21 protein-coding genes and 1 tRNA gene are annotated in these 23,732 nt (G+C 65.2%); 14 read left to right on the forward strand and 8 right to left on the reverse strand.

Features of this window, described 5'->3' with window-relative positions; translation table 11 throughout:
- The first annotated feature begins 65 nt into the window (after window positions 1–65).
- From efp to A6F68_RS10130, 4 genes are all read left to right on the forward strand, one after another.
- A complete protein-coding gene (gene efp / locus A6F68_RS10115; protein WP_067679419.1) occupies window positions 66–629 on the forward strand; it encodes an elongation factor P in 564 nt (187 codons plus the stop codon).
- 7 nt (window positions 630–636) lie between these two features.
- Window positions 637–1,458 (forward strand): inositol monophosphatase family protein, encoded by an 822-nt coding sequence (locus A6F68_RS10120; RefSeq protein WP_067679422.1) that lies wholly within the window; start codon window positions 637–639, stop codon window positions 1,456–1,458.
- A 44-nt stretch (window positions 1,459–1,502) separates the two neighbouring features.
- A tRNA-Leu gene (locus A6F68_RS10125) sits at window positions 1,503–1,587 on the forward strand.
- Between the two features lie 84 nt (window positions 1,588–1,671).
- A complete protein-coding gene (locus A6F68_RS10130; protein WP_067679424.1) occupies window positions 1,672–3,471 on the forward strand; it encodes an SLC13 family permease in 1,800 nt (599 codons plus the stop codon).
- A gap of 16 nt (window positions 3,472–3,487) precedes the next feature.
- On the opposite strand, the gene A6F68_RS10135 is transcribed toward A6F68_RS10130, so the two are convergent.
- The 3 genes from A6F68_RS10135 to A6F68_RS10140 all read right to left on the reverse strand — a co-directional run bounded on the left by A6F68_RS10135 (window position 3,488) and on the right by A6F68_RS10140 (window position 5,920).
- On the reverse strand, window positions 3,488–3,997 hold the full coding sequence (locus A6F68_RS10135; RefSeq protein ID WP_067679427.1) for a hypothetical protein: 510 nt from the start codon (window positions 3,995–3,997) through the stop codon (window positions 3,488–3,490).
- A gap of 136 nt (window positions 3,998–4,133) precedes the next feature.
- Complete coding sequence (locus A6F68_RS15045; RefSeq protein WP_157096709.1) at window positions 4,134–4,310, reverse strand: hypothetical protein; 177 nt, start codon at window positions 4,308–4,310, stop codon at window positions 4,134–4,136.
- 11 nt (window positions 4,311–4,321) lie between these two features.
- Window positions 4,322–5,920: an isocitrate lyase gene (locus tag A6F68_RS10140; RefSeq protein ID WP_067679430.1), complete on the reverse strand. Its 1,599-nt coding sequence runs from the start codon at window positions 5,918–5,920 to the stop codon at window positions 4,322–4,324.
- A 135-nt stretch (window positions 5,921–6,055) separates the two neighbouring features.
- Here A6F68_RS10140 and A6F68_RS10145 point away from each other — a divergent pair, with 135 nt between their 5' ends.
- The 7 genes from A6F68_RS10145 to A6F68_RS10175 all read left to right on the forward strand — a co-directional run bounded on the left by A6F68_RS10145 (window position 6,056) and on the right by A6F68_RS10175 (window position 15,341).
- On the forward strand, window positions 6,056–7,423 hold the full coding sequence (locus A6F68_RS10145; protein WP_067679433.1) for a helix-turn-helix domain-containing protein: 1,368 nt from the start codon (window positions 6,056–6,058) through the stop codon (window positions 7,421–7,423).
- A gap of 67 nt (window positions 7,424–7,490) precedes the next feature.
- Entirely contained in the window at window positions 7,491–7,781 is a 291-nt protein-coding gene (locus A6F68_RS10150; RefSeq protein WP_067679436.1) for a hypothetical protein, read from the forward strand.
- A gap of 123 nt (window positions 7,782–7,904) precedes the next feature.
- On the forward strand, window positions 7,905–9,290 hold the full coding sequence (locus A6F68_RS10155; RefSeq protein ID WP_067682435.1) for a TIGR03013 family XrtA/PEP-CTERM system glycosyltransferase: 1,386 nt from the start codon (window positions 7,905–7,907) through the stop codon (window positions 9,288–9,290).
- Between the two features lies 1 nt (window position 9,291).
- Entirely contained in the window at window positions 9,292–11,403 is a 2,112-nt protein-coding gene (gene prsK / locus A6F68_RS10160; RefSeq protein ID WP_067679439.1) for an XrtA/PEP-CTERM system histidine kinase PrsK, read from the forward strand.
- Window positions 11,403–12,779: a PEP-CTERM-box response regulator transcription factor gene (gene prsR / locus A6F68_RS10165; RefSeq protein ID WP_067679442.1), complete on the forward strand. Its 1,377-nt coding sequence runs from the start codon at window positions 11,403–11,405 to the stop codon at window positions 12,777–12,779. Before prsK ends, prsR begins: the two co-directional genes overlap by 1 nt.
- A complete protein-coding gene (locus A6F68_RS10170; RefSeq protein ID WP_067679445.1) occupies window positions 12,763–14,319 on the forward strand; it encodes a tetratricopeptide repeat protein in 1,557 nt (518 codons plus the stop codon). The genes prsR and A6F68_RS10170 overlap by 17 nt, the downstream gene beginning before the upstream one ends.
- A gap of 41 nt (window positions 14,320–14,360) precedes the next feature.
- On the forward strand, window positions 14,361–15,341 hold the full coding sequence (locus A6F68_RS10175) for a bile acid:sodium symporter family protein (RefSeq protein WP_067682437.1): 981 nt from the start codon (window positions 14,361–14,363) through the stop codon (window positions 15,339–15,341).
- On the opposite strand, the gene A6F68_RS10180 is transcribed toward A6F68_RS10175, so the two are convergent.
- Both A6F68_RS10180 and panB read right to left on the reverse strand, forming a co-directional pair.
- Complete coding sequence (locus A6F68_RS10180) at window positions 15,277–16,365, reverse strand: DUF475 domain-containing protein (RefSeq protein ID WP_067679448.1); 1,089 nt, start codon at window positions 16,363–16,365, stop codon at window positions 15,277–15,279. The two genes, A6F68_RS10175 and A6F68_RS10180, sit on opposite strands and share 65 nt — an antisense overlap.
- 13 nt (window positions 16,366–16,378) lie before the next feature.
- Window positions 16,379–17,248, reverse strand: a complete 870-nt coding sequence (gene panB, locus A6F68_RS10185) for a 3-methyl-2-oxobutanoate hydroxymethyltransferase (RefSeq protein ID WP_067679451.1) — start codon at window positions 17,246–17,248, stop codon at window positions 16,379–16,381.
- A gap of 138 nt (window positions 17,249–17,386) precedes the next feature.
- Here panB and A6F68_RS10190 point away from each other — a divergent pair, with 138 nt between their 5' ends.
- A complete protein-coding gene (locus A6F68_RS10190; protein ID WP_067679454.1) occupies window positions 17,387–18,970 on the forward strand; it encodes an amino acid permease in 1,584 nt (527 codons plus the stop codon).
- A gap of 70 nt (window positions 18,971–19,040) precedes the next feature.
- On the opposite strand, the gene A6F68_RS10195 is transcribed toward A6F68_RS10190, so the two are convergent.
- Window positions 19,041–19,532, reverse strand: coding sequence for a pyridoxamine 5'-phosphate oxidase family protein (locus A6F68_RS10195; RefSeq protein ID WP_067679457.1), 492 nt, complete (start codon window positions 19,530–19,532; stop codon window positions 19,041–19,043).
- A gap of 87 nt (window positions 19,533–19,619) precedes the next feature.
- Between A6F68_RS10195 and A6F68_RS10200 the strand changes: the two genes are divergently transcribed.
- Together A6F68_RS10200 and A6F68_RS10205 are read left to right on the forward strand one after the other, a co-directional pair.
- Window positions 19,620–20,411: an ImuA family protein gene (locus A6F68_RS10200; RefSeq protein WP_232308115.1), complete on the forward strand. Its 792-nt coding sequence runs from the start codon at window positions 19,620–19,622 to the stop codon at window positions 20,409–20,411.
- Window positions 20,344–21,912, forward strand: coding sequence for a DUF6504 family protein (locus A6F68_RS10205; RefSeq protein ID WP_067679460.1), 1,569 nt, complete (start codon window positions 20,344–20,346; stop codon window positions 21,910–21,912). Before A6F68_RS10200 ends, A6F68_RS10205 begins: the two co-directional genes overlap by 68 nt.
- 109 nt (window positions 21,913–22,021) lie before the next feature.
- Here the strand turns inward: A6F68_RS10205 and A6F68_RS10210 are convergent, their stop codons facing one another.
- Window positions 22,022–22,750, reverse strand: a complete 729-nt coding sequence (locus tag A6F68_RS10210; protein ID WP_074428311.1) for a PilZ domain-containing protein — start codon at window positions 22,748–22,750, stop codon at window positions 22,022–22,024.
- A gap of 103 nt (window positions 22,751–22,853) precedes the next feature.
- Window positions 22,854–23,729: an alpha/beta fold hydrolase gene (locus A6F68_RS10215; RefSeq protein WP_067679466.1), complete on the reverse strand. Its 876-nt coding sequence runs from the start codon at window positions 23,727–23,729 to the stop codon at window positions 22,854–22,856.
- Between the last annotated feature and the right edge of the window lie 3 nt (window positions 23,730–23,732).

A 23,732-nucleotide genomic window follows, 5' to 3' on the forward strand; every position in this document is an offset into this window, starting at 1 on the left:
CGCCCAATCGGCCGGCGGAAATCTTCGCCGCGCCGCGCTCTTTCCCAATCGAAGGCCCACCACCCATGAAGATTTCCGGCGTGGACATCCGTCCCGGCAACATCCTCGAATACGAAGGCGGCATCTGGAAAGTTGCCAAGATCCAGCACACCCAGCCGGGCAAGGGCGGGGCCTACATGCAGGTCGAGATGAAGAACCTGCAGGACGGGCGGAAGACCAACGTGCGCTTCCGCAGCGCCGACACGATCGAACGCGTGCGGCTCGACCAGAAGGAATTCCAGTATCTCTACACCGATGGCGACAGCCTAGTGTTCATGGACAAGGATACCTACGAGCAGATCAACCTGCCGACCGACCTTCTCGGCGATGCAGCGGCGTTCCTGCAGGACGGCATGGACGTCACGCTTGAACTGTGGGACGAAAAGCCGATCTCGGTCGCTCTGCCCGAACAGGTCGAAGCGACGATCGTCGAGGCCGACGCGGTTGTGAAGGGGCAGACCGCCTCGTCCAGCTACAAGCCGGCGGTGCTCGACAACGGCGTGCGCGTGATGGTGCCGCCGCACATCGAAAGCGGCACACGGATCGTGGTCGACGTTTACGAGCGGACCTACGTCGGCAAGGCGGGCTGATCCTGTCGTGAGCGCATTATCGGGACTCATTCGCGTCATGGAAAAGGCCGCGCGCAAGGCGGGCGGCAAGCTGCGGCGCGACTTCGGCGAGGTCGAGCACCTCCAGGTCAGCCGCAAGGGGCCGTCGGACTTCGTCTCGAAGGCCGACCGCATCGCCGAACGCACCATCTGGGACGAGCTCAAGGTCGCGCGTCCGGGCTGGGGTTTCCTGATGGAGGAAGGCGGCGAGATCCCTGGGGAAGAGGGCAAGCCGCGCTTCATCGTCGATCCGCTCGACGGAACCAGCAACTTTCTTCACGGCATTCCGCACTTCGCGATCTCGATCGCGGCGCAGGAGCCGACGCTCGACGGAAAGGGCTGGGGCGAGGTGACAGCAGCGGTGATCTATCAGCCGATCACCGACGAGACTTTCTGGGCCGAGAAGACCCGGGGCGCATGGCTCCACGATGGCCGGCTGCGCGTATCGAGCCGGTCGCGCATGTCCGACGCCCTGCTCGCCACCGGAATGCCGTACCAGGCCCACGGCGACTTCGAGCAATGGCTCAAGATCTACGGCGCGTTAGGACCGCAGGTTGCGGGTGTGCGCCGTTTCGGCGCCGCCTCGCTCGACCTCGCGTGGGTCGCCGCCGGGCGTTTCGACGGGTTCTGGGAGAGCGACCTTGCCCCGTGGGACACTGCAGCGGGCTGTCTGCTCGTGCGCGAGGCGGGCGGTTTTGTTACCGACTTCCGCGGCCGGTCGCAGCCGATCTGCGACCGCCAGGTGCTTGCCGCCAACGACGGTTTGCATTCCAAATTGCACAAAGCACTGGCCGGCGCGATCAAGGTCTAGCCGAGCGTACTCTGCGCCGCTAAGGCACGGCGCGCTTGCGGGGAGCCCCTGTGGCGGAATCGGTAGACGCGCTCGACTCAAAATCGAGTTTCGCAAGAAGTGCCCGTTCGAGTCGGGCCAGGGGCACCAGATTTCTCGCAACACCGCTCTGGCGCTTTCGAGCGGGATAATCGCTTGTAATTGCGGGCGCGGTCTGGGATTCACCGTGACCGGATGATCGACGCTCCCAATCTCCACGCGATCGGCGCGATGATCGTCACCATCGGTATGTTCGTCGCCTTCGCGCGGGGGCGCATGAGCACCGAGATCGTGTCGTTGCTGACCATCGCGGTCATCGCGGTGGGGCTTTATTTCTTTCCCATGCCGCACACGCAGCCGACCGACGGGCTGGCACTCGCCTTCTCGGGCTTCGGCCACTACGCGCTGATCACCATCTGTGCGCTGATGATCATGGGACGGGGGCTGGTGGTGACCGGCGCGCTCGAACCCTTCGCGCGGGTGCTGGAGTCCGTTTTCAAGTTCAACCAGCAGGTCGGCCTGCTCGTTTCGCTGGTCATGGCGTTCTTCCTGTCGATGTTCGTCAACGACACGCCGGTCCTCGTCCTGCTGCTTCCGATCTTCGTCAGCATGGCGGCGCGCGGCGGCATGGCGGCATCGAAAACGCTGATCCCGCTCAACGCGGCGGTGCTGATCGGCGGGATGGGTACCACAATCGGCACATCGACTAATCTGCTGGTGGTATCGATTGCGCGCGATCTGGGCATGCCCCAGATGAACGTGTTCCACTTCACACCGATCGTCCTCACCGCGGCGCTCGTCGCGCTGCCGTATCTCTGGCTCATCGCGCCGCGACTTCTCGGCGACAACCGGACAGAGGATCTCCACGTGAAGCGGCGGTTCGTCACTCGCCTGAGGATCAACGAAGGCAGTACTCTGACGGGGCAGGAACTCGCCACGGTGATGCCGCGGCTCCCTGCCGAGATCGAATTTCACGATAGGCCGGCGGGCAAGATCCAGACCCAGGAACGCCTGACGATCTCCGGAACCCACGACGCGATCGAGGAAGCGATGCGGACGCTGAAGGGCGAGGTCGCGCCGGCCTGGGTGATCGATCGCATTCGCAAGGAATCGGCCGAGGCACGCGAAGACATCGCGGTGGTGGAGATGACTGTCACCGCCGATTCCCGCCTGATCGAACGTACGCTGCCCAGTTCGGGCATCGCCGACCTGTACGGGGTCGCAGTGCTCGGCATCCATCGGCCGAAGAAGCTGCTCGGAGATGGCGACGATGCCGCACAATTGGGCGAAATGCGCATCGCGGAAGGCGACGTGCTGCTGGTCATGGGCCTGCCAGAGCCGCTCCAGGCATTTGCCCGGGCCGACAGCCTGCTGATCCTCGAAGGGATGCGCGAACTTCCCCGGCGATCGAAAGCGGTGCTCGCCGGAGGCATCATGCTGGGATCGGTCGGGCTGGCGTCGATCGGGCTTCTACCCATCGCCATCTCGGCGCTCGCCGGGGCGATCCTGATGTTCGTGACCGGTTGCGTAAAGTTCGACCGGGTCGGCCGCGCCCTGTCGGCGAAGGTCATCGTACTGGTAGCGGCGAGCATCGCGCTCGGGCGGCTGATCGGCGACACCGGGGCTGCCGAGTGGCTGGGGCAGGCGATGTCGCTGGGCCTCCAGTTCCTCAGCCCCGCCGCGGTCCTGGCCGCGATCATGCTCTTCGTCACCCTGCTGACCAACTTCGCCAGCAACGCCACGGCCGCGACGGTCGGAACGCCCATCGCGTTCAACATCGCACAGCAGCTCGGCCTGCCTCCCGAACCGCTGATCCTCGCGGTGCTGTTCGGGTGCAACCTCTGCTACGCGACGCCGATCGCCTACCAGACCAACATGCTCATCATGGCCGAGGGCGGGTACGAGTTCAAAGACTACATCCGCACGGGCGTACCGCTGGTGTTGTTGATGACGGTGACACTGTCTGTCCTGCTGGTGGTGACGTACCAGATGTAACGGCCAGGTTGCCGGCTCAATCGGCAGCGGATGCTTCGCCCGAGCGCGCGCGCGACGCGTCAAGAAGGCTTTCGATCTGCGTTGCCCTGCCGGGCGCGATCGCCTCGCGCTGCGAGCGTGCGTGATCCGCGATGATCTTGCGCTTCTGCTCTTCGCTGAGCCGCGCCCAGGCTTCGTTTGATATTCCGTACATGTTGAAGCCGGCAGGCATTCCGATCACCGATCCTGACGCGTCGGGAGGGATGATCCCCGAGTTCGCACCACCGAAGTCACCGTCCGTCGGCTGTCCGTAACTGCCGTCGAACTCCTCGCTGCCAAAGCCGCGGCCCTGGCCATCGCCTTTGCGCACCAATTCTGTGGGATGGGCCTCGGCCGGCGCCTGGCTGACGGCTACTTCCCTGGCGACCGCGTCGCGGGCGTCCCCGTTTGCAAACATGGCCAATGCCAGGGTGCACACGATGGTGACCGCCGCGAAATGGCGATACATCTGGGCCGTGACCGGCTTGGCTGTCGCCTTGCGAACCATGGGGACCGCCTAGCGGACCAAGGTTAAACGGGCGGCAACCATCGATGGTTGCCATATGGTTGACGGCCGCCGGGGAAGGGGTCCCCGACGGCCGTCTCTCCTCCCCAGGAGATGATAAGTCGGTGTGCCCGACGTGTCAGGTGTAGGTGCCGAGCCGATGGTGCAAGGCATTGATCCGGGCAAGCTCGTCGCGGTCTTCAACCGTCCGCGCATAGGCAGTCAGCGCGGTCCGCAGCAGGCGGAAGTCGGCGGTCGAGAGCAGGGCGCGGGCCCGGCTCGGTTCGGGCGGACGTTCTTCAGTCATGGTCGTCATCCTCTCTCTCCTTACGCCGCGGCGAACTGGTTCATGGTGTTGTGCTCGCCGCCGGCTTTCAGCGCGGCTTCGCCGGCGAAGTATTCCTTGTGATCGTCCCCGATGTCGGAGCCGGCCATGTTCTGGTGCTTCACGCAGGCGATGCCCTGGCGGATTTCCTCGCGCTGGACCTGCTTGACGTAGCCCAGCATGCCCTCGTCGCCGAAATAGCGCTTGGCGAGGTTGTCGGTGCTGAGCGCCGCGGTGTGGTAGGTCGGCAGCGTGATCAGGTGGTGGAAGATGCCCGCCTGCGCCGCGCTGTCGCGCTGGAACGTGCGGATGCGCTCATCGGCTTCGTCGGCGAGCTCGGTGCCGTCGTAGTCGATGCTCATCAGCTTCGCCCGGTCGTAGGTTGACACGTCCTTGCCCTCGGCTTCCCAGGCATCGAACACCTGCTGGCGGAAGTTGAGCGTCCAGTTGAAGCTGGGGCTGTTGTTGTAGACCAGCTTGGCGTTCGGGATCACCTCGCGGATGCGATCCACCATTCCGCCGATCTGGCCGATGTGCGGCTTCTCGGTCTCGATCCACAGCAGGTCCGCACCGTTCTGGAGCGAAGTGATGCAGTCGAGCACGCAGCGATCCTCTCCCGTGCCGGGACGGAACTGGTAGAGGTTGCTGGGCAGGCGCTTGGGCCGCAGCAGCTTGCCGTTCCGAGTGATCAGCACGTCGCCGTTGCCGATCTCGGACGCATCGACTTCATCGCAATCGAGGAAGGCGTTGTACTGGTCGCCCAGGTCGCCCGGTTCCTTCGAGAAGGCGATCTGCTTGGTCAGGCCCGCGCCGAGCGAATCGGTGCGTGCGACGATGACCCCGTCCTCCACGCCGAGCTCGAGGAAGGCATAGCGGATCGCGCGGATCTTCTGCAGGAAGTCCTCGTGCGGCACGGTGACCTTGCCATCCTGGTGGCCGCACTGCTTCTCGTCGGACACCTGGTTTTCGATCTGGATCGCGCAGGCTCCCGCCTCGATCATCTTCTTGGCGAGCAGGTACGTTGCCTCCGGATTGCCGAAGCCGGCGTCGATATCCGCGATGATCGGCACGACGTGCGTTTCGTGGTTGTCGATCAGACCTTGAATCCGCTTCGCCTCGACCTCGTTGCCGCTCTCGCGGGCCTTGTCGAGCTCACGGAAAAGGCCGCCCAATTCGCGGGCGTCGGCCTGGCGGAGGAAGGTGTAGAGTTCTTCGATCAGGGCGGGGACGCTGGTCTTCTCGTGCATCGACTGGTCCGGCAGCGGGCCGAACTCGCTGCGCAGCGCGGCAATCATCCAGCCCGAGAGATAGAGGTACCGGCTCTTTGTGGTGCCGAAATGCTTCTTGATCGCGATCAGCTTCTGCTGACCGATGAACCCGTGCCAGCAACCGAGCGACTGGGTATAGGCCGCGGGATCGGCATCGTATGCAGCCATGTCGGCGCGCATGATCTTGGCCGTGTAGCGAGCGATGTCGAGGCCGGTGGGAAAGCGGTTCTGCAGCTTCATCCGCGCGGCGCTTTCGGCATCGATGGCGTTCCAGGGCGCACCGGCGCCATCGATTGTGCGGCGGAAGTCGGCAATGGAGGTCTGGTAGGTCATGGCAATATCCCGGTGAAAATCGTGCTATTGCGATACCGGGCTTGGCGCAGCGTGGCTGCCTAGATTTACAAAGTTTGTTGTCTTGGCGGCTGAAACGCGGCAGACTGTTGTGTAATCTTGTAAAGAAAGTTACACATGACTGACGCGGCCATATTCGCCGGACCTGCCATCAGGCGTTTGCGCAAACGCGAGGGGCTCACGCAAAGTGCCATGGCGACCCGTTTGGGCATCTCCCCCAGCTACCTCAATCTCATCGAGCGCAACCAGCGGCCGCTTTCGGCGCGCGTGGTGCTGCAGGTCGTCGACCAGTTCGATTTTGACCCGCGCGCACTGCGCGAAGACGAAGCGATCGGCGGTCTCGACGGCCTTGCACGGCGAATGGCCGATGATCGTTTCACTGACCTGGGCATCGACCGCGACGAACTCGCAGAGTTTCTTTCGGCTGCGCCGCAGGCGGCAGCTGCTTTCGCACGGCTATATGACAACGCCGCACCGGAGGAACGGCGCGACGATCCCACCCAGGCGGCCCGGCGAGAAATCGAGCGCTGGCGCAATCATTTCGCCGACCTCGATGCGGCCGCAGAGGCGCTCGCCGACGAACTTCGTCTCTCCCGCAGCGACACCTACGCCGCCCTCGCGGAAAGGCTGCGCGAACACCATCAGCTTTCTATCCGGATTCTCCCACGCGAGGTCTTGCCGGATCACGTGCGGCGGCTCGATCTTCACGCGCGCCAGCTCCAGCTCAACGAAATGCTCGATCCATCGTCGCGTACCTTCCAGGTGGCGACGCAGATCGCCTCACTGGAATTTCGCGACCTGATCGCCGGTCTGGCGAAGGGCGCCCAGTTTCCCGACGAAGCACCGCGCAGGCTGTTCGAGCGGCACCTCGTGTCGTACGCCGCCGCGGCATTGGTCATGCCATACGGACGCTTCCTGCGCGCGGCCGAGGCGACGGGTTACGATTTCGCGGTCTTGATGCGGCGCTTCGGCGTCGGTTTTGAAAGCCTCGCGCACCGCCTGACCACCCTCCAAAGGATCGGACAGCGTGGCCTGCCTTTCTTCATGGCGCGGATCGACCGGGCAGGGCAGTTCTCCAAGCGATATGCGGGTGCGAGCGGGGCAGCGTTCCTGGACAGCGACGCCAGCTGTCCCTTGTGGCATGTGCATCGCGCGTTCGAACGAACCGACGCGTTCCACGTCCAGGCAGTCAAGGTCGATGGCTCCGGCGCCAGCCCCGCGCACTGGCTCACCGTTTCTCACGCGGTCGAAGGGCGCGAAGGTGCCCGGTTTGCGGTCGTCCTCGGGCTCGAGGCCTCGCTCGCCGCCGATCTCGCGTCGTCCCGGGGCCTCTCGCTGAGGGAAGCGGATGCACAGGGGATCGGCGCGGGGTGCGCTCGCTGCCACATTGCCGGCTGCACCCAGCGCTCGCTACCGCCTCGCGGCACCGCACTCGTTTTCTCGGCGATCGAACAGGGCACCACGCCGTTCCGCTTCGCCGGTTAACCATTCATCGCGGAACCAGCACCGACCGGCGACCGTTCTTGCGCCATTCCATGAGGGAGATCCTCCAATGACCGAAGAACGCATTACCGAAGTCCGCGACCCTGCCACTGGCAGCACGCACACCACCCATACCGTCGTGACCGACGGGGAACCCCGCCGAGGCGGCGGATCGGGCTGGCTTATCGCCATCGTCCTGCTGATCGCCGTCATAGCCGGCTTCTTCATCTTCTCGAACATGAGCGGCGCCGAAGTGTCGAAGGACAACGCGGTTGCAGAAGCCGCGAACGAAGTCGGAGAGGCCGCCCAGCAGGTCGGTGACGCAGCGCAGGATGCCGCGCAGAATCTCGACGGAAACTGACACGAGAGCTCGCGGGAGGCAGTTCCGGCCAGCCCCCCGATCTCTGTTGTAAAGTTTACCGACATTTCATCTCTCGGTCCTAGGGCTCGTTTACCTTAATTGGAGCGCGCCCGGGCCGAGACGATGATCCGTCTTTTCAAGCACTATATACCGCATGCGGTCTTGCTGCTCGGGCTGTTCGACCTCGTGCTCCTGTTGGCGGCAGGCGAGATCGCGTGGCTGGTGCGCGCAAGCCAGATCGGTACCGATCCGGGCAGGGTAACCGATCGCGCCTGGATGCTGGCCGGTTTCGCCGGTGTGATCTGGCTCGCGATGATCGCGGTCGGCACTTATGGCGCGGATGCGCTGCGGTCGATGCGGTTCGCCGGTGCGCGCCTGCTCGTCGCCGTCAGCCTCGGCATCATCGCTCTCGCCTTCATTGATTTCCTGTTCCCTGGCAGCACGTTCTGGCGCTCGACGCTGCTTTACGCGATGGTCATTGCCACCGCGCTCCTGATCGCCAATCGCATGCTGGTCGGCAGCGTAATCGGAACCGCCGCTTTTCGCCGCCGGGTCATGGTGCTCGGGGCAGGCGAGCGGGCTCGCCGGATCAAGGCGCTGGCGGAACGTCCCGAGAGCGGTTTTGCCGTGGTCAGTTTCATCGGCATGAACGATGGCGCTCCGCAACTCGAAGAGGCAATTCCGCGGACCGCGATCCACGATCTGGGCCGGTTCGTCGAGAACATCGGCGCGAGCGAGGTTGTCCTGGCACTCGAGGAGCGCCGCAATGCGCTGCCGCTGAAAGACCTGCTGCGGATCAAGACGCACGGGGTCCACGTCAACGACTTCTCGAGTTTCATGGAACGCGAGACCGGCCGGGTCGACCTCGACACGCTCAACCCCAGTTGGCTCATATTCTCCGACGGATTCTCCAGCGGACGCATGCTCTCAAGCGCGGCCAAGCGCGTGTTCGACGTAACCGCCAGTGGCCTGCTGCTCGCCCTGACGTTCCCGCTGATCGCTCTCTTCGCCCTGCTCGTGAAGATCGACAGCAAGGGTCCGGCATTCTTCCGGCAGACCCGCGTCGGCCTCTACGGAGAGCCGTTCACCGTCCACAAGCTCCGCTCGATGCGGATCGATGCGGAGGCTGGCGGAGCCAAGTGGGCGGAAAGGGACGACCCGCGGATCACGCGGCTCGGCCGCTTCATCCGCAAGGTCCGGATCGACGAATTGCCGCAGGTTTGGACCGTCCTTGCGGGGCGGATGAGCTTCGTCGGACCCCGACCCGAAGTCCCGGCATTCGTGACCGACCTCGAGGACAAGCTGCCCTATTACGCCGAGCGGCACATGGTGAAGCCCGGCATCACGGGCTGGGCCCAGATCAATTATCCCTATGGCGCCAGCGTCGAGGATGCCCGCGCCAAGCTGGAATACGACCTCTATTACGCCAAGAACTATACCCCTTTCCTCGACCTGCTGATCCTGCTCCAGACGGTGCGCGTGATCCTCTGGTCCGAAGGAGCGCGCTGAGATGGGCGCGGCGTCGTTCTGGCAATTCGCCGGGTTCTTCCTGAGCCTGGGCGGCGCGGTCGCCTGCGCCGTGGTGGCGGTGATGCTGCTCACCCGCAACGGCAACCCCCGCCGCGAGCATGCCAGCGTTATCGTCGCGCTCGTCGCATCCGCTGCCTGGTGCGTGACCATTGCGGCGTGGGGGCCAGGGACGTTGCCTGCGAGCCTTGTGGAATCCGGGCGAAACCTGGCATGGCTTTTCGTGCTTTACCGGCTCTTCGGGAACGACGGGCGCGACCACAGCCTCGCGCCGATCCGCCCCCTCGTTTTCGTCCTGGCACTGGTGGAATGCCTACAGCCCGCAGTGGCTATTCTGCAGTTTCGCTTCGCGGACGTGAAGGCGATTGCCGAGTTGGCTTTTTCGGTCGGCGCTCTTTTCCGCGCGCTGGTATCGGTGGGTGCGCTGGTGCTGCTGCACAATCTCTATGCGGGCGCATCGGGCCTGTCGCGGCAGATGCTTCGCTGGTCCGCTGCGGCGCTGGCGGGACTATGGGCGTTCCAGCTCAACCTCTATGCCGTAGCCTGGCTGGTCGGATACATGCCGGTGGAGCTTGCCGCGCTGCGCGGCCTCGTGATCGCCGGGGTCGCCCTGTTGTTCGCGATCGGCGCCAATGCTCGCGCCGCAGAGCTGAAAATCCTGCCGAGCCGCACTGTCGCCTTCCAGTCGCTCTCGCTGCTCGTGATCGGGGCGTATCTGATCGCCATGACCCTTTTGGCGGAATCGATGGCGGTTTTCGGCGGAGAATTTTCGCGGTTCACGCAAGTGGGGTTTCTCTTCGCGGCGGCGACTGTCGCTCTGCTGTGGCTCCCATCGAAGCGCATGCGCGGCTGGCTGCGGGTCAAGGCCTTTAAGCACCTGTTCCAGCACAGGTACGACTACCGGGCCGAATGGTTGCGCTTTACCGGGACGATCGGGCGCGCCGGGCCCGAGGCGCCCGCGCTCTCGATCCGCGCCGCGCAGGCGCTCGCCGACATCACCGACAGCCAGGGTGCCGCCTTGCTGCTCCCTGCGGAAGGTGGCGAGATGGTCCTTGCGGGCCATTGGCAATGGCCGGAGTTGTCGACCTCGTCCTCGTCATGCGACGCGGAACTGGCCGCGTTGCTCGAACGCACGGGCAAGATCGTCGAACTCGACGACGTGCGAGACAGCGACGACGCCGAGATCGACCCCGCCGTCGTTCCGCCGTGGCTGATCGATGACCGGAAGGCATGGGCCATCGTACCGCTGATCCATTTCGAGCGCCTTGTCGGCGTGGCTGTGCTGGCCCGCCCGCCGCTCGCCCGCAGGCTCGACTGGGAGGATTTCGACCTCCTGAAGGTCGTCGGGCGGCAGCTTGCGAGCTACCTGGCCGAGCAGGCGGGACACGAGGCGCTGATTGAGGCTTCGCGTTTCGAGGAATTCAATCGCCGCATCGCCTTCGTGATGCACGATATCAAGAACCTTGCCAGCCAGCTTTCGCTTCTTGCCCGCAATGCGGAAAGACATGCCGACAATCCTGCCTTCCGCGCAGACATGCTGGTCACGCTCACCAAGAGTGCCGAGAAGCTCAACGCGCTGCTTGCGCGCCTCGGGCGCTATGGCGCGGCGGGTGGAACCGGCCGCGTCCCTGTAGACCTTGCGCTGGTCGCGCGACGGATCGCGCTGCGCTACTCGGGCGCACGACGGGTCGAACTGACGCGCTGCGATCCTTGCGTCGTAAAGGCCGATGCCGAAGCGCTCGAACAGGCGCTCGTCCATATCGTCCAGAACGCCATCGACGCGAGCGATCCGGACATGCCGGTCTTCATCGACGTGTCCTGCGACGGCTTGCAGGGCCGTATCGAGATCATCGACTCCGGCAGCGGGATGAGCCCGCAGTTCGTTCGTGACAAGCTGTTCAAGCCGTTCGTCTCGTCCAAGGAGGGCGGCTTCGGCATCGGCGCGTTCGAGGCCCGCGAACTGATCCGTGCGATGGGCGGGCGGCTGGATGTCGATTCTCGGGAAGGGCTCGGCACCCGCTTTGCCACGGTCCTGCCCATGACCACTGCCGTCGGCCCCAAGGCCGACATCAACCTGCAGCAAGAGGTGGCGTGATGACGCACCAGAAATCGACCGTCCGGCCGAAGCTTCTCGTAATCGAGGACGACGAAGGCCTCCAGGCCCAACTTAAATGGGCGTACGAGGATTTCGAAGTGATCATTGCCGGCGATCGCGACAGTGCGCTCGCGGCGTTGCGCAGCGAAGAACCCGCAGTCGTCACTCTCGACCTCGGCCTCCCGCCCGACCCCGACGGCACCAGTGAGGGTTTCGCGGTCCTCGATGCGATCATGGCGCTGAAGCCCGATACCAAGGTCATCGTCGCGAGCGGCCATGGCGCGCGCGAGAGTGCACTGACCGCGATCGAGCGCGGCGCCTACGACTTCTACCAGAAACCGGTCGATATCGATGCGCTCGGCCTGATCGTCCGGCGCGCGTTCGCCCTGCACGAGATCGAGGGCGAGAACCGCCGCCTCGCTGCCAAGGTGGGCGAGGAGAAGACAGTCCTGGGCGGGATGATCACCGCAGCGCCCGAAATGGCCAAGGTAGCACGCACGATCGAGCGGGTGGCAAAAACCAAGGTTTCGGTCATGCTCCTGGGCGCAAGCGGCACAGGCAAGGAACTCCTCGCGCGCGGCCTCCACGATGCAAGCGACCGCAAGGGCAAGGCCTTCGTCGCGCTCAACTGCGCGGCAATCCCCGAGACCCTGCTGGAAGCAGAGCTGTTCGGGCACGAGAAGGGTGCCTTCACCGGCGCGGTCAAGAGCACCGAAGGGAAGATCGAGCAGGCGCAAGGCGGAACCCTGTTTCTCGACGAGGTCGGCGACATTCCGTTGCCGCTGCAGGTCAAGCTGCTGCGCTTCCTGCAGGAACGCACGATCGAGCGCATCGGCGGTCGCTCGGCCATTGCGGTCGACACCCGCGTCGTGTGCGCGACGCACCAGGACCTCGAAGCGATGATCGCTGCCGGCACCTTCCGAGAAGACCTGTTCTATCGGCTCGCGGAGATCGTCATAAGAATTCCAACGCTTGCGGAGCGCCCCGGCGATGCCGTGCTGCTCGCCAAGGCATTCCTCCAGCGCTTTGCCGCCGAGATGAACCCGTCGGTGAAGGGCTTCGCGCCCGATGCCCTCGCGGCGATCGACGCCTGGAGCTGGCCGGGCAACGTTCGCGAACTCGAGAACCGTGTAAAACGCTCCGTGATCATGTCGGAGAACAAGCTCGTCGGCGTCGAGGACCTCGACCTGGCGGGCAATGTCGATGAGCCTGCCGAAGTGCTCAACCTCAAGAGCGCACGCGAGCGATCCGATCGTACGGTGATCCGGCATGCTTTGGCGCGAAGCGAGGGCAACATCTCGAGCACCGCCAAGCTGCTCGGCATCAGTCGGCCGACATTGTACGACCTGATCAAACAGTATGACCTCGCGACCTAGTTTCGCGCGAATTCTCTGTCTTGTCCTGGCCGGCGCACTGGCGGGATGCGGCGGCGAAGCGGCTCCCGGCCCGGGTGCCGACGATTGGCGGGCGATGCTCGCGGCGGGCGACGGGGCTGGCGCCGAGGCGGCCCTGCGCCGCGAACTCGACGGCGGGGCGGCCCCGGCCATGTTGGCACCATGGCTCGGCGAGGCGGAATTGCAGCAAGGCAATCTGCCTGAGGCCGAATTCTGGCTCACCGGCGGAGAATTCGCCCCTGAGGCCTCCGCACATGGATTTCACATGCTCGGACGCTTGCGGATGAAGCAGGGGGATCTGCCGGCAGCCGGGAAGGCCTTCGACCGCGCGCTTGCGTCCGACCCGGACGATCCCGAGTTGTGGGTCGACATCGGCCGACTTCGCTGGCTCGGCGGTGAGCAGGTTCAGGCACGCGAAGCGGCGGCGAGGGCTCTGGAACAGGGGCCGGCCAATCCCGCAGCGCTCCTGTTTCGCGCACAACTCGTGCGCGATTCGCACGGCAACGTTGCTGCATTGCCGCTTCTCGAGCGCAGTCTTGAAGTGGCGGCGAATGACCCGGAATTGCTGGCGGAGTACGCGGCGACCCTTGGTGAAGTCGGGCGAGCCCGCGACATGGTGGCGGCGACACGCCGACTCTCGACGGCGGCCCCAGGGGACCGGCGCGTACCGTACCTCCAGGCAATCCTCGCTGCGCGCGCGGGCAAGGACGATCTGGCACGGAGCCTCCTCCAGCGCAGCGGCGACATCGATCGCAAACTGCCTGCGGCGATGCTGCTGCTTGCGCTTCTGGACATCGAGAACGGCAATTTCGCGAGCGCGGCACAAGGCCTTGATGTGCTGTCGCGCCGCCAGCCTGACAATCCGCGCGTCCGCCACCTGCTGGCCAAAGCACTTGCCCTCGGCGGCAATCACCGCGAGCTCGTGGCGCGGTTCGGCGAGCGCGCGACGACGCCCTACCTCGCCACTTTGGTCGGTCGTTCGTACGAAGCGCTCGGCGAGCGCGAAAAAGCTGCACCTTACTTGGACACGGCGGCAAGTGGCGGAGCGCTACGCATCGCTGCGATCGCGGACCGGGCGGGCGCGGGGACCGCCCCTGTCGTGGGCGAGGTCAGGCGATATCTCGGCAACGGAAATGTGAATGCCGCCCGCAAGAAAGCGAACGCTCTCCTTGCCGCCAATCCCGGGTCTTCGGACGCAGTCGCATTGGCAGGAGACGTCGCGCTTGCGGCAGGCGATGCCCGCGAAGCGGTTCGCCTTTATGGACAGGCGGCGACGGTTCGCCGATCCTGGTCGCTCGTCCAGCGCATGGCGGTCGCTCTCGATCGCTCGGGCCGGCGCGATGCCGCAACCGACCTCATCGCCGAGCACCTTGCCGGAGAACCGGCCAACGCCGACGCTGCCGCGGTTCTCGCTCGGCGCCTCAAGGACCGGGGTGACCGGTCGCGAGCCACATTGCTGTTGCGTTACGCCCAGACGCGGGGCCGCAACGACCCATTGTTCGACCGGTTGCTGGAGGGCTGAACCGCTCGACAAGCGTCATTGCTCTCGCCATGCCCGGGACGATGCGATTTCTCGGCAAGATCGATCTCATGGTGCGGCTGCTGATCCTCGCGATCCTGCTCGCAAGCGTGCTTCCCGCGACCGGCGGCGCGCGCGATATCGCACAGTGGGTCTCCAACGCCGCCATCTTCGTGCTCTTTTTTCTCAACGGCTTGCGGCTGCCACGTCGCGAAGTGATCCGGGGCATAGGCAACTGGCGCTTCCTCCTGCCGCTCGTAATGTGGTGCTTCGGGGCGATGGCTCTCGCGGGAAAGGGGCTTGAGCTTGGACTGGCAGGCGCAATGCCGCCGATGGTCGCGCTGGGATTTCTCTATCTCGGGGTCCTGCCGTCGACCGTGCAATCCGCGACCGCCTATTCATCGCTGGCTGGAGGCAATGTGGCGAGTTCGGTGGTGGCTGCGGCCTTGACCAACATCCTGGGCGTGTTCGTTTGCACGCCGCTGTTCGTCGCGCTCGGCGGAGGCGGAGCGGCTGACATGGGATTGGAGGGGCTTGCCAAGGTGTTCGGCATGCTGATCCTGCCCTTCGCCATCGGACAAGGCCTGCAGACGCGCATGTCGGGATGGGTGGCGGGCCATCGCAACCTGGTAACTTGGATGGACCGGCTTTCGATTGCGATCGCGGTCTATGTCGCGTTTTCCGGAGCGGTCGAGCAGGGTCTTTGGGTCAGGGTCGGCGCGGGCGAGTGGGCGGTCCTGCTCGCTGCAGTATGCGCGATGCTCGTCTTCGCATTTGCCGGCTCGTGGCTCGTGGCGGGCGCGATCGGACTCGATCGAGGCGACCGGATCGCGTTTCTGTTCGCTGGGGCGCAAAAGAGTGTGGCAATGGGTGCGCCGCTCGCCGCAGTGCTATTCCCGCCAGCGGTAGCGGGAATGGTCCTGCTGCCGCTGCTCGCCTATCACCTGCTCCAGCTGGTGGTCAGTGCGCCGCTGGCTGCTCGCCTCGCAAGTCATGATCGAAGCTCGCCGGGTTCCGCCGATTGAAGCGGACCGACCACAACAGAGACAGCCCGATCAGGATCGCCCCGAAAAGCCCGGTGATCGTCTCTGGGATGTGCCATTTCGCCGACAGCAGCATGATCGCACCGAGCACAATGATCGCCCAGAAGGCGCCGTGCTCAAGGAAACGGTACTGCGCGAGGGTGCCCTTCTCGACGAGGTGAATGGTCATGGAGCGCACGAACATCGCGCCGATCGAGAGGCCGAGCGCGATGACGATCATGTTGTTCGAAAGCGCGAACGCGCCGATCACGCCGTCGAAGCTGAAGCTCGCGTCGAGGATGTTGAGGTAAAGGAAGCCGCCGAGCCCGCTGCGCACGACTGCGCCCGCGAGCCGCTGCTTCTCTTCATGCAGTTCCAACATCGTCGACACGCCTTCCACCGCGATGAAAGTGACGATTCCCAGCAGTCCGGCCACGACGAAAGTCAGCGCTTCTTCGTCGGGCAACAGCAGCGAAATGCCCCAGATCGACAGAAGGAGCAGGCCGATCTCGGCCGCAGGCAGCGCGGCGAAACGGCCGAGGAAACGCTCGACCACCTCGATCCAGTGCACGTCTTTCTCTCCGTCGAAGAAGAACTTCAGCCCCACCATCGCAAGGAACGCGCCGCCGAAACCGGCGATGCCGACATGCGCACTCGATACGAGACGTTCATATTCGACAGGATCGTTGAGCGACAGTCTGATGGTTTCCATCGGCCCGATCCCCGCCGCGATGGCAACGATGGCGAGCGGGAAGACGATGCGCATTCCGAACACCGCAAATGCGATACCCCATGTCAGGAAGCGTTTCTGCCAGACGCGATCCATGTCCTTCAGCACCGAGGCATTGACCACTGCGTTGTCGAAACTGAGCGAGATCTCGAGGATCGACAGGACGACGATAATCCACAGCATCTGTGCCGTTCCGGCGAAGGTTCCGGTGCTCTCGACACCGTACCAGACACCCAGTCCGAGGCAGATCAGCGTGAAGATCAGCGAGAAGCCGTAAAAGCGCTTGAGCGTATCCATCGATGAGGCGGCCTTATCTGGGCTGGTAGGTCTGTTCGGGCGTCGGGAAAGTGCGGGAACGCACCTCTGCGGCATAGGTTTCCGCCGCCTTGGAAATGACCGAAGCGAGGTCCTCGTAGCGCTTCACGAAGCGGGGGACGCGCTCGAACATGCCGAGCATGTCCTCGGTAACGAGCACCTGCCCGTCGCATTCGACGGAGCCGCCGATGCCGATCGTCGGACAGGACACCGCCTTGGTGACAGCAACCGCGATAGGCTCGACCACACCTTCGACGACGATGGCGAAAGCACCGGCTTCATCGAGAGCCTTGGCGTCGGAGACGATCTTGTCCGCCTCGGCATCGCTGCGGCCGCGAGCATTGTAGCCACCCAATACGTTCACCGCCTGCGGGGTCAGGCCGACGTGGCCCATGACAGGGACGCCGCGTGCGTTCAGGAATGCCACCGTCTCGCCCATCGCTGCGCCGCCTTCGAGCTTCACCCCGGCAGCGCCGGTTTCCTTGAGCACGCGAGACGCCGTGGCGAAGGCAGCCTCAGGTGAGGCTTCGTAGGTGCCGAACGGCAGGTCGACGATCACCGCCGCGTGATAGCTGCCGCGCACAACCGCCGCGCCATGCGCGATCATCATGTCGAGGGTGACCGGTACGCTCGAATCGAGCCCGTAAATCACCTGCCCGAGCGAATCCCCCACCAGCAGCAGGTCGCAGTGCGCGTCGAGCAGCTGGGCCTGGCGCGCGGTGTAGGCGGTGAGCATGACGATCGGTTCGGCGGTCACGCCATCCACCTTGCGGCGGCGGATCGCGGGGATCGTCAGCCGCCGCATGGGCTGCGGCGTCGGGTGTGCGCGACTGGTCGAAGTGTCGAGCTGGAAAGTCGTGGACATGGCGGGAAGCTCTAGCGGCGCCACCGAGGCGGGGAAAGCCCGGACATTACGTCTTGCCTTGACGGTGGGCCGCGCTAGCTTCCCCCGCCATTGAGGGAGAGCGCCGTGATGGCGTCTCTAGAGAGGGAAAACGGGTCCATGTTCCTAGACCGCGTCAAGCCGCTCGACGCCATCCTGGCGACGGCGGAAAAGAAGTCGCTGCACCGAACGCTCGGTGCATTTCAGCTCATGCTTTTCGGCATCGGATGCATCATCGGCACGGGCATCTTCGTGCTGACTGCCGCCGGAGCGCAAAAGGCCGGGCCTGGCCTGATGCTCGCCTTCATTATCGCGGGCCTCGTCTGCATCGTCGCCGCGCTCTGCTACTCGGAAATCGCGTCGATGATCCCAGTCGCGGGATCCGCTTACACCTACAGCTACGCGACGATGGGCGAATTCCTGGCCTGGACGGTCGGTTGGGCGCTCATTCTCGAGTATGCGATCGCCGCCTCGGCGGTGTCGGTCGGATGGTCGGGGTATTTTACCGGCACGATCCTGGGTGACACATTCGGGATATCGTTACCGGCCTGGCTGACGGCAGGACCGCTCGCGCTGGGAGGCGCTCCCGGCGGTTTCATCAACCTTCCGGCACTGGTCATCGCGCTGCTCGTGACCTGGCTGCTCATGATCGGCACAAGCGAAAGCGCCAAGGTCAATGCGGTGCTCGTGCTGATCAAGGTGACGGCGCTCACCGCGTTCATTGCCCTGACGCTGACGAGTTCCGAGTTCGACGCGGCGCGCTTCAATCCGTTCCTTCCCGCCGGCGTGTTCGGGGGCTGGGGCACGGGCGTGGGCGCGGTCGGCGCGGCTGCCACGATCTTCTTCGCCTATGTCGGATTCGATGCGGTTTCCACGGCTGCCGAAGAAACCAAGAACCCTCAGCGCAACGTGCCCATCGGTCTCGTCGGCTCGCTCCTGTTCTGCACCGTGTTCTACATCCTCGTCGCGGCGGGCGCGATCGGCACCATCGGCGGTCAGCCGATCATGGGTCCGAATGGTGTGCCGTTCCCTGCGGGTTCCGAAGAACTTGCGCGTCAGTGCGCGATGCCGATCTATGCCGATGCCCTGGTCTGCTCGAACGAGGCGCTAGCGCACGTTCTGCGTCAAATCGGCTTCGGCGCGATCGGCAACATGCTCGGCTATGCGGCGATCCTCGCCCTTCCGTCGGTGATCTTGGTGCTGCTGTTCGCGCAGACGCGCATCTTCTTCGTGATGAGCCGCGACGGGTTGCTGCCCGAGGGCCTGTCGAAGGTGCACCCCAAGTGGAAGACGCCGTATGTCGTGACCGCGATCACCGGCGTGGTCGTGGCGATTGCCGCAGCGTTTTTCCCCGTCGGTCAGCTCGCTGATATCGCGAATGCGGGTACGCTGTACGCCTTCTTCATGGTGGCGATCGCGGTGATGGTGCTGCGGCGAACCGACCCTGCGCGGACCCGCACGTTCCGGGTCCCGGGGCTTATGGTGATCGGTCCGCTCACGATTCTGGGCTGTCTGTTCCTGTTCCTCAACCTGCCGTCTGCGGCAATGCTGGTGCTGCCGGTTTGGACGGCGATCGGGCTGCTGGTCTATTTCGCCTACAGCCGCGGCAATAGCCATCTGGGCAAGGGCATCGTGGAGGTAGTCGATGACATCGGTGGCCAGGAACACGATTTCCCGATCGATACGCCGGATAGCCACCGCTAGGGCTTTCGCATGAAAGAAGGGCCGCTCCTCTCGCGAGGGGCGGCCCTTTTTCTTGCCGTGGTTTTGCCGCTTAGAGCGCGGTTTCCTTCACGTGCTGCTTTTCGGCCGCGGGCTCGACGTACATGCCGAGCGCCATCTTCGCGGTGTTGATCAGGCCGATATCGCCATTCCAGATTTCGGCATTGCCAAGGTCCATGCGCAGGAACAGCAGGTCCGGATCGTTCTTGCCCTCGTCGTACCAAGCCTCGACGAAGTTGTTCCAGAACTGATCGAAGCGCTCCTGGCTGGTCTCGACCGCGAGCGTGCCGTCGAAGCGGGCGAACATGTCGTGGCCTTTTCCCTGGAAGGTGGCGGTGACCGGGCCGAGCTGGGCGAACGCGCTCTTCTTGTGGGTGAAGAACCAGATGGCGCTGTTGGCGTCCTTGTCGAGCTGCGGGCTCATCGGCACCGCGGTGTCGCTTTCGCCGGTGCGCTGGAGGAACAGGAACGGGGAATCGGCGAGCGCCTTCCAGAAGTCCTTCTTGAGCTGCTCGGGGTCGGCGGCGGGCTTGCTGTGATGCATGTCTATCTCCTTTGTTTTCCGAACGGCGGGGAAGGGGTGCGGTTCCGGCGTTGCGAATCGATCCGCTATGGAACATAAAGGGAACGAATGAGTCGTTTGTCTGCCATGACCTCCCCGAACGCGCTCCTGCCGGCCTCAGGGCTTGCCTGCCTGTCCACCCACACACCGCGCTGGCGGCCGGGGCTGGCAGGGGCGCACCACAGCGAGGTGTTCGGTGCCTCGCGCGAGGCGAGCGGAGCGGCCGCCGCGCTTGCGCTCGCCGCCGATGCGCTCGCTGCGGCGGATCGGTCGGAGACGGCAGAGGCTGACGACCGCCGCGTTCTGCTGTGGGTGCAGGATCGCAATGCGCTGCGGCTCGGCGGGCGCCCCTATCGGCCGGGCCTGCCGAAGGTGTTCCGCCACCGCCTCGTCCACGTCGTCTGCGAGAAACCCGAGGATGCGCTCTTCGCGCTCGAGGAGGGCTTGCGCTGCCGCGAGGTGGCAGCGGTCGTCGGCGAGCTGGCGGGCAATCCCCGGGCGCTCGATTTCACCGCCTCGCGGCGACTGACGCTGACCGCCGAAAAGCATGGCGTGCCGTTGTGGCTCGTTCGGCTCGACGCGCAGCGCGACCTGTCGTCGGCCCGGCTGCGGTGGGAGATGACCTCAGCTCCCTCTCCGGCTCCGCGCTGGAACGCCGCCGCGCCCGGCACACCGTCCTGGCGTGCCGAACTGTTCCGCGCTCGTATGCATCCCCCCGGCACATGGACCCTGCGCGATGACGACAACGGTCTCGCCGCCACGCGTCTCGCCGACTGCGATCCCGACTATAGGCATGCGGCCGCGCCGTATCCTCTCGGTCTGGCTTTCGCGGCTGGCGATCGATCGCTGGCGGCTTGCTAGCGGGCTGGCGCCGGGCGAGGGCGCCGACGCCGAACCCTATGCCCTGATCACCGAAACCGCGCACGGACCGCGGATCGATGCCGCCAACGCCGCGGGGCTCGCAGGCGGAGCGCGCAGCGGCATGATGCTGGCCGATGCGCGTGCGCTCTGTCCCCAGCTCAAGGTCGCGCCGAGCGATCCGGCCGGGACGCACGATTTCCTCGAAAAGCTCGCCGTCTGGGCGCTGCGCTGGGGGCCTTGGAGCGCGATGGACGCGCCCGACGGTCTGCTCTTGGACGTCACTGCCGTCGCCCACCTGTTCGGCGGCGAGGCAAGGCTGCTTGTCGATGCCGGGGCGCGATTCGAGGCGCGCGGGCTGTCGGCGAGGTTCGCCATCGCGCCGACCGCAGGCGCGGCATGGGCATTGTCGCATTACGGACTGCCATCGACGATCCTGCCCGCGCACGGTGACATCGCCGCCGCGCTGGCCGGGCTCCCCGTCGCTGCGCTGCGTCTCGATGCCGACGTCCTCGCAGTGCTCCGCCGCCTCGGCCTCAAGCGGATCGGCGACCTGACCGACCGGTTCGAGGAGCACCGGGGGCGCGACGCGCTCCACCGTCGCTTCCGCAACCGCAAGTCGCCCGGTGCGAACCCGCTGGTCCGGCTCGACCAACTTCTCGGCAAGGTGCCCGAACCGCTGTTGCCGGTGATCCCCACCGAGATGCCGCTGGTGCAGCGGCGGCTGATGGAGCCGATCCGCCACCGCGACCTGCTCGACCGGGTGCTCGCCGACCTGGCCGCCGACATGGCGCGCGAACTGGAGGGCAAGGGGCAGGGCGCCCGCCGGCTCGAACTCGGCCTGTGGCGAATCGACGGTGAAGTGGTCGTCCGCCGGCTCGAACTCGCCGCCGCCACGCGCGAGGCAGCGCATATCGTGCGGCTGTTCTCCGCCAAGATCGACGACGTCGACGCCGGCTTCGGGATCGAGACCGTGCGCCTCCGCGCAAGCTGGGCCGAGCCACTCGCGCTGGCGCAAGCCGATATCGAGGCGGCGGCGGAGGAGCACGGGACATCGCTCGCCGCGTGCATCGACCGGCTGACGGTGCGGCTCGGCCCGCGCGCGGTGACCAAGCCGGTGCTCCACGCCAGCCACATCCCCGAACGCGCGCAGCGCTGGCAGCCACCGCTCGCGCCCGAGCCGGCCAGCCAGGGCGAACTCGCCTTTCACACCCGGCCGCTGAAACTGCTCGACCGCGCGGAGAAAATCGCCGTCCTCTACGCCACCCCCGACGGACACCCGCAGCGCTTCCGCTGGCGGGGCGAGGTGCACGAGGTGGTAAGGGTGGAGGGGCCCGAACGGATCGCGCCCGAATGGTGGCGCGAGAAGGGCAGTGCGCGGCTGCGCGACTACTACCGGATCGAGGACCACGCGGGCCGCCGCTACTGGATCTACCGCCTCGGCCTGATCGGCGACGGGCGGGGCGGGATGCCCGACTGGTTCCTGCAGGGGCTGTGCAGCTAGCGGGCAAAAGGTGGCGTGTGCCGCGGCACGACCCGTCCAGCATCATCTCGATCAAACAGGTGATCCCATCCCCCTTTGTAACGAAGAGGGGAAGGGAAGCGCGATTACATCAGTCTTCCCACGAACCCGTGCGGCGGTAGCGCGCGAGCAGAGTAGCCAGCGTTGGGGTGTGCCCGCCAGTCGGCGCGCTAAGGCCGGTGGTGCGTCCAAAGCTTGCCGGAGACGGCCCCGCGTCTACGTCTCCGGGCGCGGAGTGCGGCCCTTCCGCTTCCAGCAGGTCCGTGATTTCCCCCGCGAACCGCTGCTCTGCCTCCGGCTCACGCTCCATCACCTGATCCGGATGCGGGCGGCGAAACTGCATCTCACCGACGATAGACGGTACGTCGACTTTCGCGATGGGCGGGGCTGCGGGCTCGGTCTCCACCGGCGCCGAATCTTCCGGCCGCACACGCTTCAGAAAACCCATCGACCGCTTGCGCCCCTGCGTAATGTTGCCGACGCTGGCGATCGGCAGCTCCACTACCCGGTCAAGAGCTGCAGTTTCGGCGACAAGTTCGGCCGACAGAGGCGTCTGGAACCATACGCCGCACGCGCCGTCGTCGTGCCAGATGACCGTGCAGACGGCCTCGTGCGTACCCCAGCGGAGCAGCGCAGTGGCGCCCTTTCCGGGCGGCTCAGCCGCTTCGAAACGGGCGCCGGTCTCGGATATATCGCCGAGGATGCCGTGCGTCATCGTCGTCATCGTCTGAAGGCTAGCGGAACAAGTGACCCGAATGCGGCGCGACGCGCGGCGTTCCGCATAGGCAACGTCATCAGCGATGCGGAGCAGTTCTGACACGCACGCAGACTTGTCACGGAGCGGTGAATTCGCGGTGTCCGGCCATGGTAAACGGGCGCGTTACCATCGTGACGCGCCCGTTCTCGTTTCAATTCACCTTTGGTCAGGCCATCTGCGAACTCTTCTCGCTATCGGCCTTTACTGTGTGATTGCCGCCCTCTCCGAGGAAAGCGAGCAGGTCGTTCGCGAGCCGATCGGTCTGGGTTGCGAAGACGGCATGCGGTTCGCCGTCGTATTCGATAAGGCGGGCGCTCGGAACGGCATCGGCCACGGCGCGACCTGTGGCGTCGATCGGCACCGTTGCGTCCTTGGTGCCATGGATCACCAGCGTCGGGACCTTGAAGTGGGCAAGGTCGGGGCGGAAATCGGTCGTGGCGAACGCGCCCGCTGATTGTAACGTGGCATACTGGCTGGCGTGCATGGTCGTCATCCACGCCCAGTCCTTTTCTTCTTGGCTCACTTTGTCAGTCAGGATGCCATCGCCGTAGAAATCCTCGAAGAAGCCGGTGAAGAAGTGGCGGAAATCCTTCTTCATGCCATCGGTCATTTCGTCGAAGGTCGATTGCGGCACGCCGGCGGGGTTGTCGTCGGTCTTCAGCATGTACGGCACAACCGAGCTTACCAGAACCGTCTGGCTTACACCCTTGCCGCCATGTCGATTCATGTATCGCGCGATCTCGCCGCCACCCATCGAGAACCCCACCAGCGCTACATCATTCGTGGCTCCGGTTTCCTTCATGACGTCAGCGAGGTCGTCCGAGAAAGTGTCGTAGTCATAGCCCTTGGCCGCATGGTCCGAGTGCCCGAACCCGCGGCGGTCGTAGGCAATCGCACGATAACCGCTATCCGCCAGCTTGATCATGATCGGATCCCAGCTGTCGGCGCTGAGCGGCCATCCGTGGATGAGGATTACCGGGCGACCCTCACCAAGCTCCTTCCAACGTATCTTCGTCCCGTCGCGTGTGGTGGCGTGTGGCATTTG

Source organism: Tsuneonella dongtanensis, assembly GCF_001698205.1.
GTDB lineage: Bacteria > Pseudomonadota > Alphaproteobacteria > Sphingomonadales > Sphingomonadaceae > Tsuneonella > Tsuneonella dongtanensis.

Excerpts from the sequence above, each read along its gene's own strand:
- A6F68_RS10180 (WP_067679448.1), bottom strand. The coding sequence starts at position 16,365 with ATGGATACGCTCAAGCGCTTTTACGGCTTCTCGCTGATCTTCACGCTG.
- A6F68_RS10155 (WP_067682435.1), top strand. The coding sequence starts at position 7,905 with ATGATCCGTCTTTTCAAGCACTATATACCGCATGCGGTCTTGCTGCTC.
- prsK (WP_067679439.1), top strand. The coding sequence starts at position 9,292 with ATGGGCGCGGCGTCGTTCTGGCAATTCGCCGGGTTCTTCCTGAGCCTG.
- efp (WP_067679419.1), top strand. The coding sequence starts at position 66 with ATGAAGATTTCCGGCGTGGACATCCGTCCCGGCAACATCCTCGAATAC.
- A6F68_RS10175 (WP_067682437.1), top strand. The coding sequence starts at position 14,361 with ATGCGATTTCTCGGCAAGATCGATCTCATGGTGCGGCTGCTGATCCTC.
- A6F68_RS10190 (WP_067679454.1), top strand. The coding sequence starts at position 17,387 with ATGTTCCTAGACCGCGTCAAGCCGCTCGACGCCATCCTGGCGACGGCG.
- A6F68_RS10150 (WP_067679436.1), top strand. The coding sequence starts at position 7,491 with ATGACCGAAGAACGCATTACCGAAGTCCGCGACCCTGCCACTGGCAGC.
- prsR (WP_067679442.1), top strand. The coding sequence starts at position 11,403 with ATGACGCACCAGAAATCGACCGTCCGGCCGAAGCTTCTCGTAATCGAG.
- A6F68_RS10135 (WP_067679427.1), bottom strand. The coding sequence starts at position 3,997 with ATGGTTCGCAAGGCGACAGCCAAGCCGGTCACGGCCCAGATGTATCGC.
- A6F68_RS10205 (WP_067679460.1), top strand. The coding sequence starts at position 20,344 with ATGCGGCCGCGCCGTATCCTCTCGGTCTGGCTTTCGCGGCTGGCGATC.
- A6F68_RS10170 (WP_067679445.1), top strand. The coding sequence starts at position 12,763 with ATGACCTCGCGACCTAGTTTCGCGCGAATTCTCTGTCTTGTCCTGGCC.
- A6F68_RS15045 (WP_157096709.1), bottom strand. The coding sequence starts at position 4,310 with ATGACGACCATGACTGAAGAACGTCCGCCCGAACCGAGCCGGGCCCGC.
- A6F68_RS10130 (WP_067679424.1), top strand. The coding sequence starts at position 1,672 with ATGATCGACGCTCCCAATCTCCACGCGATCGGCGCGATGATCGTCACC.
- A6F68_RS10200 (WP_232308115.1), top strand. The coding sequence starts at position 19,620 with ATGAGTCGTTTGTCTGCCATGACCTCCCCGAACGCGCTCCTGCCGGCC.
- A6F68_RS10145 (WP_067679433.1), top strand. The coding sequence starts at position 6,056 with ATGACTGACGCGGCCATATTCGCCGGACCTGCCATCAGGCGTTTGCGC.
- A6F68_RS10140 (WP_067679430.1), bottom strand. The coding sequence starts at position 5,920 with ATGACCTACCAGACCTCCATTGCCGACTTCCGCCGCACAATCGATGGC.
- A6F68_RS10195 (WP_067679457.1), bottom strand. The coding sequence starts at position 19,532 with ATGCATCACAGCAAGCCCGCCGCCGACCCCGAGCAGCTCAAGAAGGAC.
- panB (WP_067679451.1), bottom strand. The coding sequence starts at position 17,248 with ATGTCCACGACTTTCCAGCTCGACACTTCGACCAGTCGCGCACACCCG.
- A6F68_RS10215 (WP_067679466.1), bottom strand. The coding sequence starts at position 23,729 with ATGCCACACGCCACCACACGCGACGGGACGAAGATACGTTGGAAGGAG.